Consider the following 17,801-nt stretch of genomic DNA (forward strand, 5'->3'; position numbering starts at 1 on the left):
TTAATTAAAGCTATTTAAAAGAAGTATAATTATACTTTTTGTTCATCAATTATGAATCAAAATATCATAATCTTATTTATCTTAATCAAAAAAAATAATTACTATATTAGCTACTGATCAAAATACTAAACAAAATGAGCATAAAATTGCGGCTAATTATTCTTGTTTTTATTCAATATTATATTTGGGGTTCTTGGTTAATATCCTTAGGAGGATATGCCGGATTACCTATAACTGAGGGTGGTTTAGGATTTACCGGAATCCAAATTGGAAGTTTATTTGCAACTATGGGATTTACTTCTCTTTTTATGCCCGGCTTATTGGGTATAGTTGCCGACCGATGGATAAATGCTGAAAAATTATTAGGTATAAGCCATATTCTAGCTGCCATATTTATTTTCATGGCTTCTCAAGTTAAAGAATACCATATATTTTATCTTTTGCTATTCCTGCATACATGCTTTTATATGCCAACCATATCATTGACTAATTCTGTTTCTTATAATGCTCTTGAAAAAAATGGTTTAAATTCAGTTACCGATTTTCCTCCTATACGAGTTTGGGGAACCATTGGTTTTATTGCAGCTATGTGGACGGTTGATTTCTTAGGTTTTGCCAGAAGTTCTGTTCAACTTTTCATTAGCGCGGGAGCCGGAATTATTATGGCCTTATATTCCTTTACGATGCCGGCTACACCTCCAACTAAAAATGTTGATAAGAAAGGATTAGTACATGCACTAGGCCTGGATGCTTTTGTTTTATTGAAAAATAGGAAAATGGCTATATTTTTCTTTTTTTGCATGCTGTTAGGTTGTTCACTTCAAATAACCAATGCTTTCGGAGGTCCTTTTTTAGATAGTTTTAAATCCACATATCCCGATTCTTTTGGCGTTAAACACCCTAACTTATTATTATCTATATCACAAATTTCTGAAACTTTATGTATTTTGCTAATACCATTCTTTTTACAAAAATTTGGAATCAAAAAGGTGATTATGATAAGTATGTTTGCATGGTTTCTACGTTTCGGACTGTTTGGATTAGGAAATCCGGCTAATAAAATTTATCTTTTAATTTTATCCATGATTGTATATGGAATGGCTTTCGATTTTTTCAATATTTCAGGATCTTTGTTTGTAGATAAAGAAACTGATAAGAGTATGCGTTCCAGCGCTCAAGGACTATTTATGATTATGACGAACGGACTTGGTGCTATTTTAGGAAGCTACGGTAGTGGATGGGTGGTTGAGCATTTTACTGTCAATGGCATTACCAATTGGCCATATGTTTGGTTTACTTTTGCAGCTTATTCTCTAACAATTTTTATCATTTTTCCATTTGTATTTAACCCTAAAAAATCTTCTTAAGAATTAGATATTTTCAAAATGGTCTATTAAAAATATTTTTATTTAAGTATAAATTTTTGCGTTTTAGTAAATAACCATCCTATTAAAACGCCAATAATTGCTCCTGAAAAAACATCCAGAGGAAAATGTACTCCTACATATATTCTGCTATATGATACCAAAATAGCCCAAGAGAATAATAAAATGGATGAATATTTATATTCTTTTTTAAAAAGAAAAGTTAAATAGGTAGCTAAACTAAAAGAATTGGCAGCATGTGCGGAAAAATAGCAATAGGATCCCCTACATTTTTCAATCACTAGCCTAAAAACCCCTTCTAATTCCGGATTTCTACAAGGTCTTGGTCGCTGAATCCAATTTTTAACTAATGAGGATAAAGAATCGGTTAAAGAAATCATTAAAGCAATACTTAAACCTATTAAAAGAACTTTTTTCCATCCATATTTTTCTAAAATAACTAAAAAAATAAAAAAATATGTAGGGATCCAATAGTATTCATTAGTTATAAATAACCAAAAAGCATCAAATTTTGGGCTTCCTAAATTATTTAAATATAAAAATAATTCTTCATCCCATTTTATAATTTTATCCATTAACTTCTTTTTACAGGACCGTCGAACGTATCATCCATAAAATCATTTAAATGATCAGTAGCCTCACTTACCTTTTGATCCATACTTTTTTTGGCCTCATTTATTTCATCTTCTATTTCCTTAACTGATCCGTTGTCATCAACTTGAGACATGATTTCTCTCTTAATATTATCGGTGGCATCTTTCATGGCACGTACCCCCTGACCTAACCCTCTTGCTATTTCGGGAATCTTATCAGGACCAAATAATAAGACCACTACTAAAAGTATAACTATAATTTCTCCAAAACTCACGATATCTACATTTATTTTTTACAAATTTACAACTTTCTCATATGTATTGTCCGATTTTAAGTGAATTTAACGTATTCATACTAATTAAATTCTAATACGTATTTATAATGAGAATTTTAAATAATAAATGAGAATTTTTATGTGTGGAATAACATTTTAAGCCTAACAATCCTGTGAAATTCAAAATTCACTTACCCTATACATATTGTTTATAAAAAAAGGTCTTGAACTTCAAGACCTTTTTTTTATTACAACATAAAATATTTATTTTATAGTGGATACTTTCGTATTTGAATGTTCTTTATCATAATTATATTTAGTTAAATCATAAGATAAAGAAGATGCTATGTATATAGATGAATACATACCAAATGTAAATCCTAAAAATAGTGCAAACATAAACCCTTGTAAAGTTTCACCTCCGAAGAAGAAGATAATAACTGTAACCATGATTGTAGAAACACCCGTATTTATAGTTCTTCCTAAAGTATGGTTAATAGCATCGTTATACAATTCCTCTAAAGTCATTAAGTGGTGCGCATTATTTTTCTTATTTTCTCTAATCCTATCAAATACAATTACGGTATCATTAATTGAATAACCGATAATGGTTAAAATAGCAGCAATAAAGGATTGATCTATTTCCACGGAAAAAGGTATGATTTTTAGCCAACTCAACACGGAAAATGCACCCATTACAACTATCGAGTCATGTAATAAGGCTGCAACCGCGCCGGTCGACATTTGCCAATTTCTAAATCGTACCAAAATATAAATGAAAATACCAGCTAATGCAATAGATACGGCAATAACTCCATTTCTAACGATCCCACTGGCTACTGTAGGACCCACTTCTGAACTTGATTGAATTCCATAAGGAGTTCCTTTTACAAAACTTTCTTTAGAGTAATTAGACGGAAGATAATTTTTTAATCCTGTATATAATTTTTCACGAATTACCACATCAATATTCGGATCATTACTATCCATTCCATATTTAGTAGTTATTCTTACTTGATTACCTTCTCCATATTTTTTAGCATTAATATTCGAAGATTCTCCATCAGTAGTAAATAATTTTTCTAATGATTCGGTTACTTCTTCCGGATAAATATTTTTTTCCAGTTTAATTACATAAGTTCTTCCTCCCGTGTAATCTACCCCTTTATCAAAACCTTTGGTGAACATGGAAACCAAGGCAATAACCATTATAACCAATGAGAAAATATAAGCATATTTTCTTTTTTCCATCCATTTAAAATGAACGTTGGTAAACCAGTTTTTAGTTATGCTTGTAGCTAAAGAAAAGTTTTTACCTTTTTCCATAGATCCATATATAAGCATACTGGTTATAAATATTGCAGTAAATAGGGTACAGAAAATACCTATAACTAAGGTAACCGCAAAACCTTTGATCGGTCCGGTGCTAAATAAAAGCACAATACCCACAATTAATGTAGTTAAGTTACCATCAATAATTGCTGCCAAAGCATGTTTTTGTCCTTCAATAAATGCTTGTTTTAGAGGTCTTCCTCGTCTCAACTCTTCTTTAACTCTTTCAAAAATAATGATATTAGCATCAACAGCCATTGCCATAGAAAGTACTATACCTGCTATTCCGGGAAGAGTTAAAACAGCACCCGTTGAAGCCATAATACCTATTAAATAAAATAAATTTAAAATAAGAGCTATATTCGCGTATAAACCTGCTTTTCCATAGTAAAAAATCATCCATCCTAAAATAAACAAGTAGGAAACAACTATAGATATCAATCCATTGTTTATAGATTGTTGACCCAAAGTTGGACCTACAATTTCTGATTGGATAATTTTTGCTTTTGCCGGTAGATTACCGGATTTTAAAACATCAACCAAATCGTTAGCTTCTCTTTCTGTAAAATTACCGCTAATAACTGATTGACCGTTTGGAATAACTGAATTGACATTAGGAGCAGTATAAACTACATCATCAAGAACAACTGCAATAGGTTTACCAATATTTTTTTCAGTCATATTTTTCCAAACCAAGGCACTTTCCGTTCCCATTTGCATACTTATTTGTATTCTGTTGAATTGGTCGAAAGTTAAACCTGCTTCAGTAACTGCTCCGACTAAAGGAGCTTTGTTATTTTTAGTTCCACGAATGGCATATAATTCTAACTCGTTGTTAGATTGGGAATCTGGTTTAGAAGCCCATAATAATTTTATATATCGTAAACCAATCGGTAATAATTTTTTAGCTTTATCTGAATATATAACTTTATTAATTGCTGCTGTATCAGATAATTTAGCAACTGCTAACGCATTAGATCTATTAGAAGGTTTCAATAAAGGAGTTAATTTGTTATTAGCAACCTTTAGATTAACATCCATTAGATAGGACCAGGCGGTAGGTTGATCATACACTTCCCAAAACTCTAATCTCGCAGAAGTCTGAAGTAATTTTTTTACACGATCAGCATCAGTAACTCCCGGTAATTCAACTAATATTCTTCCGGTACCGGGTACTCGTGCAATATTGGGTTCATCAATATTTAGTTTTTTGATACGAGCCCTTATAACATCTATTGCTTTAGTAACTTTGGATTCAATAACTCCGGAGATATATTTTTCAACTTGCTCGTCTGTTGTGTTATGTTGAATTTGATTGGATAAATCTCTAGTACCAAAAACATCAGGACTAGATAACTTTAAATCCGGCTGATTTATTTCTGATTTAGCTGTTTGAAATGCTTTAAAAAAATTAGCTGTATAGGTATCCCTGGATTTCACTTCCTCCGAAGTAGCTATATCTAAAGCTTTTCTAAATACCGGATTTTCTGAATTATCTGCCAAATCCAACAATAGATCTTTTTCGGAAATTTCTAATAATAGATTTAATCCGCCTTTAAGATCCAATCCTAACTTCATTTCATTCTTCTTGGCATCATAATAATTCATCTTAACTATTCCGAGATTCAAAGTATCTTTAGCTAATTTATCAAGCTCAGCTTTTTTACTCGCCTCCGTTCCGTTAGATAAACTGTTTGCTTTAGATTCTATACGGTTAACATATAATGTTGGAAATAATTCAGCCAAACATATTAACCCAAGAACAATTGCAAAAAATTTAACAAGTCCTTTTCCTTTCATTGGTAAGTTTTAATTATAAATAATGTATTTTTATTTGGTTTGCAAATATAACAGTCTATTTGATGACTGGCAATTATTTATATATTTTTTTGCTCATTAAAATAAATACATTCAATAATATGCATAAAATTTTAAAATAAACTTATAAATAAAAAGTGTAAAAATTATTTTTATAAAACCTTGCCGTTTTATATTTGTATTTTAAACAATTATGGAAAAGGAAGAAATTGAAAAAGCTGTTGAAATTTTAAAAAAAGGAGGAACTATTCTATATCCCACCGATACTATCTGGGGGATTGGATGTGATGCAACCAATGAGGAAGCCATTGAAAAAGTTTTCAAATTAAAAAATAGGGATAAATCTAAAAATTTAATTATTTTGGTAGAATCTGAAAGAAGGCTTCAAGAATATGTTAATGTTTCTTCATTGGCTTGGGATTTGATTGATTTAGCAAACAAGCCATTAACCATAATATATGATAAACCACAAAATTTGCCTGCTCTATTGATTTCTGACGAAAATACTATAGGAATTCGTTTAACGCAGGATCCCTTTTGTAAAAAATTAATTTCAAAACTTAATAAACCCTTGGTGTCGACCTCTGCTAATATCAGTGGTGAGCCTTCACCGGAAAATTTTTCATCAATTTCTCGCAAAATTTTGGAAGGTGTGGATTATATAATAAATTTGCGCCACGAAGAAAATATGCAATTTGCATCTTCTTCCATAATTCAACTATCTGAGGATGGACGAATTAAAGTAATTAGAGAATAAATACTAAATGAATTTAAGCCACGCAATACAAAATCCTATTTTTAAACTGATAACCCATGTTGTTTCGGACAAAAAACAACAAACTTATGTTATCGGAGGCTTTGTTCGTGATCTCCTTTTGGAAAGACCGAAAGTTAAAGATATTGATATTGTAACTGAAGGTAGCGGTATTGAATTAGCTTTATCCGTTGCGGATAAATTACATTCAAAACCCAAAGTATCCGTTTTTAAACGTTTTGGTACCGCTATGATCCATGTTAAGGATTATGACGTAGAATTTGTGGGTGCGAGAAAAGAAAGTTATTCTTTTGATAGCCGAAAACCTTTTGTTGAAACGGGTACTATAGAAGACGATCAGAATAGAAGGGATTTTACTATTAACACATTAGCGATAAGCTTAAATGAAGAAAGTTTTGGAGAATTGGTCGATCCATTTAATGGATTAGAAGATTTAAAAAGAAAAATCATTCGTACGCCTTTAGATCCTGAAATTACCTATTCAGACGATCCCTTACGAATGATTAGAGCCATACGATTTGCAACTCAGCTAAATTTTACCATTGAATCGTCTTCTTTTCTTGCGATTAAAGAAAATGCTGAACGATTTGATATTTTATCAAAGGAAAGAATTACGGATGAGTTTAATAAAATTATGATGTCTCCTCAACCTAGTATTGGTCTGAAATTATTATATGAAGCAAATCTTTTACAACGATTTTTACCGGAACTAACCGATTTGCAGGGTATTGAAGAAGTTGAAGGACAAAAACATAAAGATAACTTTTTTCATACTCTTGAAGTAGTTGACAATATTAGTAAAATTACAAATAATTTATGGTTAAGATGGGCTGCTTTATTACATGATATTGGTAAAGCTCGAACTAAAAAATTTGATAAAAAAATAGGTTGGACATTTCATTCTCATGAATTTGTGGGTAGTAAGATGGTTCTTTCCCTATTTAAAAGATTAAAATTACCTCTGGGCGATCCCTTAAAATATGTTCAAAAACTAGTTCAGAATAGTTCGCGTCCCATATCACTTATTACAGATGATGCATCGGACAGTGCTTTGAGAAGATTATTATTTGATATGGGTGATGATTTGGAAGATTTATTTTTACTTTGCAAAGCTGATATCACAACAAAAAATATAAAGAAACAAACACGTTTCAAGCAAAATTTTGATTACGTTGAAGAAAAAATAAAGGAAGTAGAAGAAAAAGATAAAATAAGAAATTTTCAACCGCCTATTACCGGACATGATATTATGGAAGCTTTCGAAATTATAGAAGGAAAACAAATTGGAACAATTAAGGAAGCAATTAAAGAAGGTATATTAGAAGGCACTATTACAAACGACTATAAAAACTCATACAACTATATGTTACAATTAGGAAAAAAATTAAATTTAAAACGTAAAAACTAGACTATATGATTTATAAGATTAGAGTAATTCTTGAAACAGAAGGGGACGTTTTTCGAGACATTGAGATTAAGGATTTGCAAACATTGTGGAATTTATATGAAGGCATTAAAAGTGCTTTTAGTCTACAAGGTGACGAGTTAGCTTCATTTTATAAGTCTGATGATAATTGGACTCAAGGCACAGAGATTCCTTTAGAAGATATGGATGAAGATGGCGAAGGTGAGACCATGTCAGACGTATATATTAAAGAAGTTTTTACAAAAGTCGGAGATAAAATGTTATTTGTTTATGACTTTATGAAAATGTGGTCTTTTTACGTAGAATTGTTAGAAATTATTGATAGAAAAGCGATAGGTGTTTATCCGTTAACGGTGTATCGTTTTGGTAAAATGCCTTTAAAAGCACCTGATAAAAAGTTTACTTCACCATCAAATATTGACGATTTCAGTGATGTGGGTGATGTTGACATGAATATTAAATTTGACGATGATGACGATTCCTATGACGACGATGATGATGATTCGTATAATGATGACGAACTTCTAGACGAGGATGAATTATAGAAACAAAAAAAAGGAAATTAAATAAAATTTAATTTCCTTTTTTCTTTTAAATTTATAAATTTTCACATATAAATTCCGTATATTAATTTACTAATAATATAGCTTATAAATCGTATTCATATTTTCTATCCAAAACAAAATCTTCCATAAATTTGGTCGTATAATCTCCCTTCAAGAAATTTGGATCATCCATAAGCTGTCTGTGTAAAGGAATAGTAGTTTTAACCCCCTCAATATAGAATTCATCTAATGCTCTCTTCATTTTAATAATAGCTTCACTTCGTGTAGGAGCTGTTACTATTAATTTAGCAATCATAGAATCATAAAAAGGTGGTATTGTATATCCTGAATAAACATGTGTATCAACTCTTACTCCATTACCTCCGGGAATATTCAAGGTAACTATTTTTCCGGGTGATGGACGAAAATCACTGTAAACATCTTCTGCATTAATTCTACATTCAATGGAGTGTCTTTGCGGATAAAAATTATTTTTAGGAACTTTAGCACCTGCTGCTAACTCTATTTGAAGTTTTAATAAGTCTAAGTCTGTAATTTGTTCAGTGATCGGATGTTCAACTTGAATCCTCGTATTCATTTCCATAAAATAGAAATTTCCATATTTATCAACTAAGAATTCAATTGTACCTACTCCTTCATATCCTATATATTCTGCTGCTTTTACCGCTGCTTCACCCATTTTTTTACGTAATTCTTCTGAAACAAATGGAGAAGGCGTTTCTTCTGCTAATTTTTGATGACGTCTTTGAACTGAACAATCTCTTTCAGAAAGATGGATAGCCTTACCATATTTATCTCCGGCTATTTGAATTTCAATATGTCTAGGCTCTTCAATAAGCTTTTCCATATACATACCCCCATTCCCAAAAGCAGCTTCGGCTTCTTGAACTGCAGATTCCCAAGAACTTTTAAGGTTTTCCTCTTTCCAGATAGCTCTCATTCCTTTTCCACCACCTCCGGCTGTTGCTTTAAGCATAACAGGATATCCTATTTCTTTAGCAATTTTAACAGCATCTTCATACGATTTTATTAAACCGTCTGAACCCGGTACAGTGGGAACTCCCGCCTCTTTCATGGTTGCTTTTGCAGAGGCCTTATCTCCCATTCTTTCTATATTTTCAGGAGTACCACCGATGAATTTAATTCCCATCTTTTGACAAGATCTTGAAAAATTAGCATTTTCAGAAAGGAAACCATATCCCGGATGAATAGCGTCTGCGTTAGTAACTTCTGCAGCTGCTAATATATTCAATTGTTTTAGGTAGGAGTCTTTACTTGATGAAGGTCCAATACATACTGCTTCATCGGCAAATCGTAAATGTAAGCTCTTAGCATCTGCCGTAGAGTAAACAGCAACCGTTTTAATACCCATTTCTTTTGCTGTTCTAAGAATTCGCATAGCGATTTCTCCTCTATTAGCAATCAAAATTTTTTTAAACATACACTTTAACTTTTAATTTTGATTATTTAAGATGGATCTACTAAGAATAAAGGTTGGTCAAATTCAACGGGTGAAGCATCATCAACTAAAAATTTAACAATTTTTCCTGAAACTTCTGATTCTATTTCATTGAATAATTTCATTGCTTCTATCACACAAACAATACTGCCTGCACTAATGGTGTCTCCTATATTAACAAATGCTTCTTTATCAGGGGAAGGTTTTCTGTAGAATGTACCAATCATTGGAGATTTTATAGTTACATACTTAGATGTATCTTCATCGTTCTGGGTAGCTACTGATTGGTTAGTTACAGTTGGCAAAGAAGCTACCGGATGATTTGTCACAGCTTGTATTGGTTGGGAAACTTCCGGTGTATATACTACGGAACCACTTTTGGTTTTAATGGAAATCTCAAATTCTTCTGTCTTATATGTTACTTCTGCAACATCTGATTTAGATACAAATTTAATTAAATTTTGAATGTCTTTAATGTCCATGAGCTAGAGCTTTTATTTAAATTTTCCCAAATGTAAAGGAAATAAATTAATTTTATACAGAAAAAAACCATTTAACTAATAAATTAAATGGTATTATATTTTTAGATTCTAACTAACTTAGATTTACTCTTCAACTTCTTCAACAGCCTTTTCCATAACTACTTTTCCTCTGTAGTATAATTTTCCTTCATGCCAGTATGCACGATGGAACAGGTGCAATTCTCCGGTTGTTGAACATTTAGCTAATTGAGGAACTGACGCTTTATAGTGAGTTCTTCTTTTATCTCTTCTTGTAGATGACTGACGTCTTTTAGGATGTGCCATAATTCTTCCTTAAATATTTTTTTATTTTATATTTTATTCGCCTTCTTCATCAGACAGGCCATACTTTTCAAGTAAATGGGTATGTTCGTCCTCATATCCTTCGGAATATTTAGGATGAACATGTTTCATAGGTATGGATAAAAGCACACTTTCATAAATTAATTGAGACACATTTATACTATGAGAACCTAAAGGTAAAATTAAAACTTCTTCATTACTATCATCATAAGATTCTCCAAACTTAACTAATGTTTTGATTTCATTTTTAACGGCTTGTTCATATTCTTCTCCGGAAATATCACATTCTAAAACTACAACACCTTCTGTTTTTACCTTTAATTCTAAAAAAGAAGAATGTTTTATAATTTCAATGTCAACCTCAATTTTAGGACTTTTAAACTCCTGTATGAAATCAAACAATTCAAAAAATGGTTGCTCAATACTCATCTTAAAGCTATGAGTTCCAAGCTTTAATGATGAAAATAAAATATCATAATTGCGTAACCTTTCCATAAATATGGTTTGCAAAGTTAAGTATTAGTTATTAAAACTACAAATTTTTAATTTATTTTTAATTGGATATAAGATATTTAGTAAAACTGCCATATAATGTATATAAAAATAAATTTATCTAATTTATTTATTATTAGTATATATTTATAATTATTCTTTTGAAAATTTATAAATTTGTTAGAGAATAATTATCAATGAAAGATTATGCATTTTATTCAGGGTTAGGTTTTCAACTCATGGTAACCATATTAATTTTTACGGGAATTGGTTATTATCTAGATGAAAAATATCTTTCTATGAAACCTTTATTTATAATAATTTTCAGCTTATTAGGAATAGGAATCGGACTCATCAATATCATCCGCCAAGTATCAAGAAAACAAAAATAATATAAATCATATTTTCTTGAGTAGCAAACATTAAAATATGATAAAAATCATACACATGGAATGTGTTTTAAAAATATTTATATTTGCATATACATGAATCAGAAAAATATGATAAAATTTGCATTTAGCTTTTTAGTCTTAATTTTTACCTTTAATTTCACTTTTGCTGAGGGTACTACTAAAAGTAATGATTCAGAAACATTTAATCCTACTGAAACTGCCATGCACCATGTTAAGGATTCTCATCAATTTGAAATATGGGGCGATGATGTTACTCTCTATTTACCTGTAATCCTCTGGACTGATAACGGATTAGTACTGTTTTCTTCTAAAGAATTTAAAGGAAATGATGATGGTGAAGTAGTAGTAGAGAAAAATGGAATGAGATTTATTAAATTTCATGAAAAAATATATTATGCTAATACCAAAAAAAATGCATCGGGGGAATATATAACAGAATCATCCCAAATTGTTCATTTGGACGATCAACATCATCCTATAAATAAAGCTCCTTGGGATTTTTCAATTACTAAAAATATATTTTCTATGTGGCTTTCCCTTGGGATTTTATTAGTTGTATTTATTTCAGCAGCCAGATATTATAAATCGAAATCTTATACAGGAGTTCCTAAAGGTTTAGCTGCCGTTGTTGAACCTTTGATTGTATTTGTAAGAGATGAAATAGCTATACCAAATATCGGAGAAAAAAAATATAAAAAATATATGCCTTATTTGTTAACTGTATTTTTCTTTATATGGTTAAACAATGTTATGGGATTAATTCCATTTTTTCCATTTGGAGCTAACCTGACAGGAAATATAGCTGTTACTTTTACATTGGCTGTTATCACTTTTATAATTACTAATATTAGTGGAAATAAAAATTACTGGAAACATATATTTTGGACTCCCGGCGTACCTGTACCGATGAAATTATTCTTAGCACCCATTGAAGTTATCGGTATTTTTACCAAACCCTTTTCATTAATGGTTCGATTATTTGCTAATATAACCGCCGGACACATTATTATTATCAGTTTAGTTTCATTAATTTTTATATTTAAATCTTATTTTGTAGCTCCTGTATCTATAATTGCAGTAGTCTTTATAAGTGTAATTGAAATTTTAGTAACTGCCTTACAAGCATATATATTTACAACTCTTTCTGCACTATATTTCGGTATGGCAACAGAAGATAATCACGAAGAACATTAATTTTTAATATATAGTAAACATGGGAATGTCAGTAATTGGAGCAGGTTTAGCTGCTATTGGAGCAGGAATTGGAATCGGTCTTATCGGTGGAAAAGCGATGGAGGCTATTGCAAGACAACCTGAAGCTCAAGGAAAAATTCAGGCTTCTGCATTAATCTTAGCTGCATTAGTTGAAGCAGTTGCTTTATTTGCAATTGTGGTATCTTTGATTAAATAAGAAGAAAAATAACAGAAAACTCGAAATGATAACGGTTGGTTATTCGAGTTTTCTTTTAGTTAAAAAAGCATTTATTTAAACTCATATTATAAAAAGTTAAAAAAGATATAAAATATGGATTTATTAACTCCTTCAATTGGTTTAATATTTTGGATGACTATTTCCTTTATAGTTTTATTAATAATTTTAGGAAAATATGCCTGGAAACCTATTTTAAAAGCCTTAGAAAATAGAGAAAACTCAATACAGAAATCTTTAGATGAAGCTAAAAATGCACGGGAGGCGATGGCTAAATTAACCTCTCAAAATGAGCAAATTTTAAAAGAAGCTCGTATGGAGCGCGAAGCCATTCTTAAAGAAGCCCGTGAAATTAAAGATAAAATTATCAACGATGCCAAAGATGCTGCTACTGCTGAAAGCAATAAAATTATTCAATCAGCTAAAGAAACCATTAATGCGGAAAGAATATCTGCGATCAATCAAATAAAAAGTGAAGTGGCAGATTTATCCGTTGATATAGCAAAAAAAGTTCTTCAAAAGGAACTATCTTCTCCTGAAGAACAAAAAAAGCTTATTGATTCATTAGTAAACCAAGCAAAATTAAACTAAAATGTCAGTAGTTAAACTTGCTAAGCGCTATGCAACGGGTTTATGGGAGTATGCCCTATCTTTACATGAAAATGAAACTATCGTTAAAGAAATGAAATCTTTAATTGATATAATCAATCAAAATAAAGATTTTCAATTCTTTTTAAAATCCCCTATGATTGAAACCCATAAAAAAATTAATATTGTAAACGAAATTTTCAAATCCTTCTCTCCTACTTCTCGTAATTTCATTACTTTAGTAGTAAGACATAAGAGAGAAAATGATTTATTGGAAATAGCACAACAAGTCTTGGAATTATACGATGTATCTAATGGCATACAACGCGTAGAAATTATTTCTGCTGTACCATTAGATCAAGAAACCGTAAGCAAAATTTTAAATTCATTCCCAAAAATTAACCAAGAAAAAGCAATTATTGAAAATAAAATTGATGCATCTCTTATTGGAGGATATATTTTACGTATGGGTGATCAACAAATCGATGCCAGCGTAAAATCCGAACTAACTAATATTCAAAAAAAATTAAGTAATAAAATATTTTAATTTTTTAGCTATAACTTATAAATAAAAAGACCACAATGGCAGATATAAAACCAGCAGAAGTTTCTGCAATTTTAAAACAGCAATTATCAAATTTCGATCAAAATATTTCCTTAGAAGAAGTGGGGACTGTTTTACAGGTTGGAGATGGTATTGCCCGTATATATGGACTAAGTAATGCAGAACAAGGAGAGCTTGTAAAGTTTTCCAATGGATTGGAAGGAATGGTTCAAAATTTAGAAGAAGATAATGTAGGTGTAATTCTTTTGGGTAAATCCAATGGCATAAAAGAAGGAGATATAGTTAAAAGAACTAAAACGATTGCATCTATCGATGTGGGTGAAGGAATGATAGGAAGAGTTGTCGATACTTTAGGTGCTCCAATAGACGGTAAAGGTCCGATTTCCGGAGAATTATACAGAATGCCTTTGGAAAGAAAAGCACCCGGTGTATTATTTCGACAACCCGTAAATGAACCTTTGCAAACCGGTATAATAGCTATAGACTCTATGATTCCTATCGGTAGAGGCCAAAGGGAATTAATTATTGGTGACCGTCAGACCGGAAAATCTACAGTAGCCATTGACACTATTCTAAATCAAAAAGAATTTTATGATCAAGGCAAACCCGTATATTGTATTTACGTAGCTATTGCCCAAAAAGCATCTACAGTTGCGCAAATTGTTAAAACATTAGAAGATAAAGGAGCAATGGCTTATACGGTTGTGGTTGCCGCTAACGCTTCTGACCCTGCTCCTATGCAGGTTTATGCTCCATTTGCCGGAGCTTCCATCGGAGAATTTTTACGCGATACCGGTAGATCTGCATTAATTATTTACGATGATCTATCTAAACAAGCAGTTGCTTATCGTGAGGTTTCCTTATTATTAAGAAGACCTCCGGGACGTGAAGCGTATCCGGGTGACGTATTTTATTTGCACTCCCGTTTGTTAGAAAGAGCCGCTAAAATTATTGATAATGATGAAGTTGCTTCAACGATGAACGATTTACCGGAATCTTTAAAAGGTAAAGTTAAAGGAGGGGGATCATTAACAGCTCTGCCAATCATTGAAACTCAAGCAGGAGACGTTTCTGCGTATATTCCTACTAATGTAATATCTATTACAGACGGACAAATATTTTTAGAATCGGATTTATTTAATTCCGGGGTAAGACCTGCTATCAACGTTGGTATTTCTGTATCACGTGTAGGTGGAGCTGCTCAGATTAAACCTATGAAAAAGGTATCCGGAACACTTAAGATTGACCAAGCGCAATTTCGCGAATTGGAAGCATTTGCAAAATTTGGTTCCGATTTAGATCCGGCTACTGCCGCTGTTATTGCAAAAGGAGAGAGAAACGTTGAAATATTAAAACAGTCCGTTAACTCACCTATGCCTGTTGAAGAACAAATTGCTATTATATATGCAGGAACTCAAAATTTATTACGTGAAGTTCCTGTTAATAAAGTTCAAGATTTTAAAAGAAATTTAACGGAAACATTACGAACTCAACATGCCGATTTATTAAAAAGTTTAAAAGAAGGTAAAATAGATGATTCCATTACTTCTTCTTTAGATACGATAATAGCCGGAGTTGTAAAAAATTATTCATAAATTAAAAAGAATATTCTAGAAAATGGCAACATTAAAAGAAATACGAAACCGAATTGCCTCTGTAAATTCGACTATGCAAATTACAAGTGCAATGATGATGGTTTCTTCATCTAAACTGAAAAGAGCGCAAGATGCTATTGTAAGATTACGCCCCTATTCAGAAAAAATGCAAGAATTATTATCAAATGTTAGTCCTTTTCTTGACTCTGATTCCGGTGGTGCAGAATATGCTAAAAAGAGAGAACTTAAAAAGGTTTTATTAGTTGTCATTACTTCCAATAAAGGACTTGCCGGGGCCTTTAACTCTACTATAGTTAAAGCTGTTAAAAATCTATTGGAAAATGACTATAAAAATATTCAAGTTGACCTTTTAACAATAGGAAAAAATGGATATGAAAATCTAAAAAAATCAGTATCTATATATAAAAATTACAGTTCTCTATGGGATGCGCCAACCTATGAAAATTCTTCTAAAATATCTGAAGAACTTATGCAGTTGTTTTTAAATGGTGAATATGATCAAATTGAATTGGTATATAATCGATTTAAAAATGCGGTAGTTCAGCTTTTACAAGTCGAGCAATTTCTACCAATTGAACTTTCTAAAAATACCAATAACTCTTCCTTAGTTAGCGATTATATTTATGAACCCTCTAAGGAAAGTATTTTAACACATCTTATTCCTACTTCATTAAAAACTCAGCTTTTTAAAGCGATATTGGACTCAAATGCTGCAGAACATGGAGCAAGAATGTCTGCTATGCAGGCTGCCACAGATAATGCTAAAGCATTAAAAAATCAACTATCCATATCGTATAATAAAGCTCGTCAAGCATCCATAACCAATGAATTAATTGAAATTGTTAGTGGAGCTCAAGCCTTAGAAAATTAAGATTTTAAAATTATATTCTATATAAAAAGGTTACTATAAACGTAACCTTTTTTATTTTTATCCGGTTTTGGTTCAAATTTTGAGGGATAAAAAGCATAATTAAACCTATTAAAAAATCAAATAATGAATAATTTTGCCTTTGTAAATCCTGTAAAAATTTTATTCGGAAAAGGTATGATTTCCGAAATTACTAAAGAAATACCTTTACAAACTAACATATTAGTCATCTATGGTGGAGGGAGCATCAAAAAAAATGGAGTATATGAACAAGTAACTAATGCATTAAAAGGGTACCAATGGTATGAATTTTCAGGCATTGAACCGAATCCTCACTATGAAACTTGTATGCGTGCCGTTGAATTTATTAAACAGAAAAATATTGAATATGTATTAGCCGTGGGAGGCGGTTCGGTTATTGATGCAACCAAATTTATTGTTGCAGCAGCTTGTTTCGATGAGGGAGATCCTTGGCGAATTCTTGCAGATCCTACTGTGGTTATAAAAAAAGCACTTCCTTTTGGTACTATTTTGACTATTTCTGCCACTGGATCAGAAATGAATACCTATTCTGTCATTACAAAAAATGAAACCCAAGAAAAATTATCTTTCAGCTCACCAATAGTCTATCCAAAATTTTCTGTATTAGATCCAAGTGTAACCTATAGTTTACCCCCGGTTCAAACCAGTAATGGGGTTATCGATGCCTTTGTGCATGTTATTGAACAATATCTAACGTATCCTGTAAACGGTTTATTACAAGATTTCATGTCTGAATCTATTCTAAAGACCTTAATCATTGAAGGACCTAAAGCTCTAAAAGATCCTAAAAATTATGATGTTCGAGCTAATCTGATGTGGGCTTCAACTTGGGCTTTAAATGGTTGGATTGCTTGCGGTGTACCTCAGGATTGGTCTACACATATGATAGGACATGAATTAACCGCTTTCTACGAAATAGATCATGCGCAAACACTGGCAATTGTATTGCCCGGAGTAATGGAAGTATTAAAAGAAGAGAAAAAAGATAAAATTCTTCGATTGGGAAGAGAGGTTTTTTCTTTACAAGCCGATTCTATTGGCGAACTGATCAAAGATACTATTAGTGCAGTTGAATCCTTTTTCCATAGCATGAATTGTAAAACCAGACTTTCTGATTATAATTTAGGAGAGGAAGCTATAAACCGAATTTCTGAACGAATAGAAAAAAGAGGTTGGCAATTGGGTGAACATCAAAATATTAAATCCAAAGAGGTTAAGAAAATATTAGAATTAAGAAAATAGAAAATTAATTTAGAATTCCGTCTTTTAAATCAGGATAGTTTCCTATCCTGATTTTTTATTGCTTAAAAATTATATTTATTGTAAACTTGATAG

The 17,801-nt window shown here is 31.4% G+C and carries 19 protein-coding genes; 12 read left to right on the forward strand and 7 right to left on the reverse strand.

The features are described 5' to 3' along the window. Window positions 1–134: 134 nt before the first annotated feature. Window positions 135–1,367, forward strand: coding sequence for a nucleoside permease (locus G8C41_RS06200; protein ID WP_166006737.1), 1,233 nt, complete (start codon window positions 135–137; stop codon window positions 1,365–1,367). Window positions 1,368–1,405: 38 nt separating this feature from the next. On the opposite strand, the gene G8C41_RS06205 is transcribed toward G8C41_RS06200, so the two are convergent. The 3 genes from G8C41_RS06205 to secD all read right to left on the reverse strand — a co-directional run bounded on the left by G8C41_RS06205 (window position 1,406) and on the right by secD (window position 5,385). Next, window positions 1,406–1,960 (reverse strand): phosphatase PAP2 family protein, encoded by a 555-nt coding sequence (locus G8C41_RS06205; protein ID WP_166006739.1) that lies wholly within the window; start codon window positions 1,958–1,960, stop codon window positions 1,406–1,408. Next, window positions 1,960–2,253 (reverse strand): twin-arginine translocase TatA/TatE family subunit, encoded by a 294-nt coding sequence (locus tag G8C41_RS06210; RefSeq protein ID WP_255466919.1) that lies wholly within the window; start codon window positions 2,251–2,253, stop codon window positions 1,960–1,962. Before G8C41_RS06210 ends, G8C41_RS06205 begins: the two co-directional genes overlap by 1 nt. A 264-nt stretch (window positions 2,254–2,517) precedes the next feature. After that, the gene (gene secD, locus G8C41_RS06215; protein WP_166006741.1) at window positions 2,518–5,385 is read right to left on the reverse strand and encodes a protein translocase subunit SecD; all 2,868 of its coding nucleotides are present in this window, start codon (window positions 5,383–5,385) and stop codon (window positions 2,518–2,520) included. A gap of 226 nt (window positions 5,386–5,611) precedes the next feature. On the opposite strand from secD, the gene G8C41_RS06220 reads away from it, so the two are divergent. From G8C41_RS06220 to G8C41_RS06230, 3 genes are read left to right on the forward strand one after another with little or no spacing between them, the layout of a single operon-like run. Continuing rightward, on the forward strand, window positions 5,612–6,160 hold the full coding sequence (locus tag G8C41_RS06220) for an L-threonylcarbamoyladenylate synthase (protein WP_166007692.1): 549 nt from the start codon (window positions 5,612–5,614) through the stop codon (window positions 6,158–6,160). Window positions 6,161–6,167: 7 nt separating this feature from the next. Beyond that, on the forward strand, window positions 6,168–7,586 hold the full coding sequence (locus G8C41_RS06225; RefSeq protein WP_166006743.1) for a CCA tRNA nucleotidyltransferase: 1,419 nt from the start codon (window positions 6,168–6,170) through the stop codon (window positions 7,584–7,586). Window positions 7,587–7,591: 5 nt separating this feature from the next. Further along, window positions 7,592–8,149 (forward strand): IS1096 element passenger TnpR family protein, encoded by a 558-nt coding sequence (locus tag G8C41_RS06230; RefSeq protein WP_105296984.1) that lies wholly within the window; start codon window positions 7,592–7,594, stop codon window positions 8,147–8,149. Between the two features lie 103 nt (window positions 8,150–8,252). Here G8C41_RS06230 and accC read toward each other — a convergent pair whose 3' ends face one another. The 4 genes from accC to G8C41_RS06250 form a co-directional block, all read right to left on the reverse strand. Then, the gene (gene accC, locus G8C41_RS06235) at window positions 8,253–9,611 is read right to left on the reverse strand and encodes an acetyl-CoA carboxylase biotin carboxylase subunit (protein WP_105296983.1); all 1,359 of its coding nucleotides are present in this window, start codon (window positions 9,609–9,611) and stop codon (window positions 8,253–8,255) included. A 26-nt stretch (window positions 9,612–9,637) separates the two neighbouring features. Continuing rightward, entirely contained in the window at window positions 9,638–10,111 is a 474-nt protein-coding gene (gene accB, locus G8C41_RS06240; RefSeq protein WP_105296982.1) for an acetyl-CoA carboxylase biotin carboxyl carrier protein, read from the reverse strand. Window positions 10,112–10,234: 123 nt separating this feature from the next. Next, window positions 10,235–10,435, reverse strand: coding sequence for a 50S ribosomal protein L32 (gene rpmF / locus G8C41_RS06245; protein WP_055425712.1), 201 nt, complete (start codon window positions 10,433–10,435; stop codon window positions 10,235–10,237). Window positions 10,436–10,468: 33 nt separating this feature from the next. After that, window positions 10,469–10,948: a YceD family protein gene (locus G8C41_RS06250; protein ID WP_160543073.1), complete on the reverse strand. Its 480-nt coding sequence runs from the start codon at window positions 10,946–10,948 to the stop codon at window positions 10,469–10,471. Between the two features lie 194 nt (window positions 10,949–11,142). Here G8C41_RS06250 and G8C41_RS06255 point away from each other — a divergent pair, with 194 nt between their 5' ends. The 8 genes from G8C41_RS06255 to G8C41_RS06290 all read left to right on the forward strand — a co-directional run bounded on the left by G8C41_RS06255 (window position 11,143) and on the right by G8C41_RS06290 (window position 17,708). After that, window positions 11,143–11,337, forward strand: coding sequence for an AtpZ/AtpI family protein (locus tag G8C41_RS06255; protein WP_105296980.1), 195 nt, complete (start codon window positions 11,143–11,145; stop codon window positions 11,335–11,337). A gap of 108 nt (window positions 11,338–11,445) precedes the next feature. Beyond that, a complete protein-coding gene (gene atpB, locus G8C41_RS06260; RefSeq protein ID WP_255466920.1) occupies window positions 11,446–12,552 on the forward strand; it encodes a F0F1 ATP synthase subunit A in 1,107 nt (368 codons plus the stop codon). 19 nt (window positions 12,553–12,571) lie between these two features. Next, window positions 12,572–12,769, forward strand: coding sequence for an ATP synthase F0 subunit C (gene atpE, locus G8C41_RS06265; protein ID WP_055425716.1), 198 nt, complete (start codon window positions 12,572–12,574; stop codon window positions 12,767–12,769). A 114-nt stretch (window positions 12,770–12,883) separates the two neighbouring features. Continuing rightward, a complete protein-coding gene (locus G8C41_RS06270; protein WP_105296978.1) occupies window positions 12,884–13,378 on the forward strand; it encodes a F0F1 ATP synthase subunit B in 495 nt (164 codons plus the stop codon). Window position 13,379: 1 nt separating this feature from the next. Further along, a complete protein-coding gene (gene atpH, locus G8C41_RS06275; protein WP_166006747.1) occupies window positions 13,380–13,922 on the forward strand; it encodes an ATP synthase F1 subunit delta in 543 nt (180 codons plus the stop codon). Window positions 13,923–13,957: 35 nt separating this feature from the next. Further along, the gene (gene atpA / locus G8C41_RS06280) at window positions 13,958–15,535 is read left to right on the forward strand and encodes a F0F1 ATP synthase subunit alpha (protein ID WP_105296976.1); all 1,578 of its coding nucleotides are present in this window, start codon (window positions 13,958–13,960) and stop codon (window positions 15,533–15,535) included. A gap of 22 nt (window positions 15,536–15,557) precedes the next feature. After that, complete coding sequence (atpG, locus tag G8C41_RS06285; protein ID WP_166006749.1) at window positions 15,558–16,427, forward strand: ATP synthase F1 subunit gamma; 870 nt, start codon at window positions 15,558–15,560, stop codon at window positions 16,425–16,427. Window positions 16,428–16,550: 123 nt separating this feature from the next. Next, entirely contained in the window at window positions 16,551–17,708 is a 1,158-nt protein-coding gene (locus G8C41_RS06290) for an iron-containing alcohol dehydrogenase (RefSeq protein WP_166006751.1), read from the forward strand. Window positions 17,709–17,801 lie beyond the last annotated feature (93 nt).

It is taken from the genome of Apibacter sp. B3706 (assembly GCF_011082725.1).
In the GTDB taxonomy this organism is placed as follows: Bacteria; Bacteroidota; Bacteroidia; order Flavobacteriales; family Weeksellaceae; genus Apibacter.

Excerpts from the sequence above, each read along its gene's own strand:
- accB (WP_105296982.1), bottom strand. The coding sequence starts at position 10,111 with ATGGACATTAAAGACATTCAAAATTTAATTAAATTTGTATCTAAATCA.
- atpE (WP_055425716.1), top strand. The coding sequence starts at position 12,572 with ATGGGAATGTCAGTAATTGGAGCAGGTTTAGCTGCTATTGGAGCAGGA.
- G8C41_RS06205 (WP_166006739.1), bottom strand. The coding sequence starts at position 1,960 with ATGGATAAAATTATAAAATGGGATGAAGAATTATTTTTATATTTAAAT.
- G8C41_RS06250 (WP_160543073.1), bottom strand. The coding sequence starts at position 10,948 with ATGGAAAGGTTACGCAATTATGATATTTTATTTTCATCATTAAAGCTT.
- accC (WP_105296983.1), bottom strand. The coding sequence starts at position 9,611 with ATGTTTAAAAAAATTTTGATTGCTAATAGAGGAGAAATCGCTATGCGA.
- G8C41_RS06230 (WP_105296984.1), top strand. The coding sequence starts at position 7,592 with ATGATTTATAAGATTAGAGTAATTCTTGAAACAGAAGGGGACGTTTTT.
- G8C41_RS06270 (WP_105296978.1), top strand. The coding sequence starts at position 12,884 with ATGGATTTATTAACTCCTTCAATTGGTTTAATATTTTGGATGACTATT.
- G8C41_RS06225 (WP_166006743.1), top strand. The coding sequence starts at position 6,168 with ATGAATTTAAGCCACGCAATACAAAATCCTATTTTTAAACTGATAACC.
- rpmF (WP_055425712.1), bottom strand. The coding sequence starts at position 10,435 with ATGGCACATCCTAAAAGACGTCAGTCATCTACAAGAAGAGATAAAAGA.
- atpB (WP_255466920.1), top strand. The coding sequence starts at position 11,446 with ATGATAAAATTTGCATTTAGCTTTTTAGTCTTAATTTTTACCTTTAAT.
- atpA (WP_105296976.1), top strand. The coding sequence starts at position 13,958 with ATGGCAGATATAAAACCAGCAGAAGTTTCTGCAATTTTAAAACAGCAA.
- G8C41_RS06290 (WP_166006751.1), top strand. The coding sequence starts at position 16,551 with ATGAATAATTTTGCCTTTGTAAATCCTGTAAAAATTTTATTCGGAAAA.
- G8C41_RS06255 (WP_105296980.1), top strand. The coding sequence starts at position 11,143 with ATGAAAGATTATGCATTTTATTCAGGGTTAGGTTTTCAACTCATGGTA.
- atpG (WP_166006749.1), top strand. The coding sequence starts at position 15,558 with ATGGCAACATTAAAAGAAATACGAAACCGAATTGCCTCTGTAAATTCG.
- atpH (WP_166006747.1), top strand. The coding sequence starts at position 13,380 with ATGTCAGTAGTTAAACTTGCTAAGCGCTATGCAACGGGTTTATGGGAG.
- G8C41_RS06200 (WP_166006737.1), top strand. The coding sequence starts at position 135 with ATGAGCATAAAATTGCGGCTAATTATTCTTGTTTTTATTCAATATTAT.
- secD (WP_166006741.1), bottom strand. The coding sequence starts at position 5,385 with ATGAAAGGAAAAGGACTTGTTAAATTTTTTGCAATTGTTCTTGGGTTA.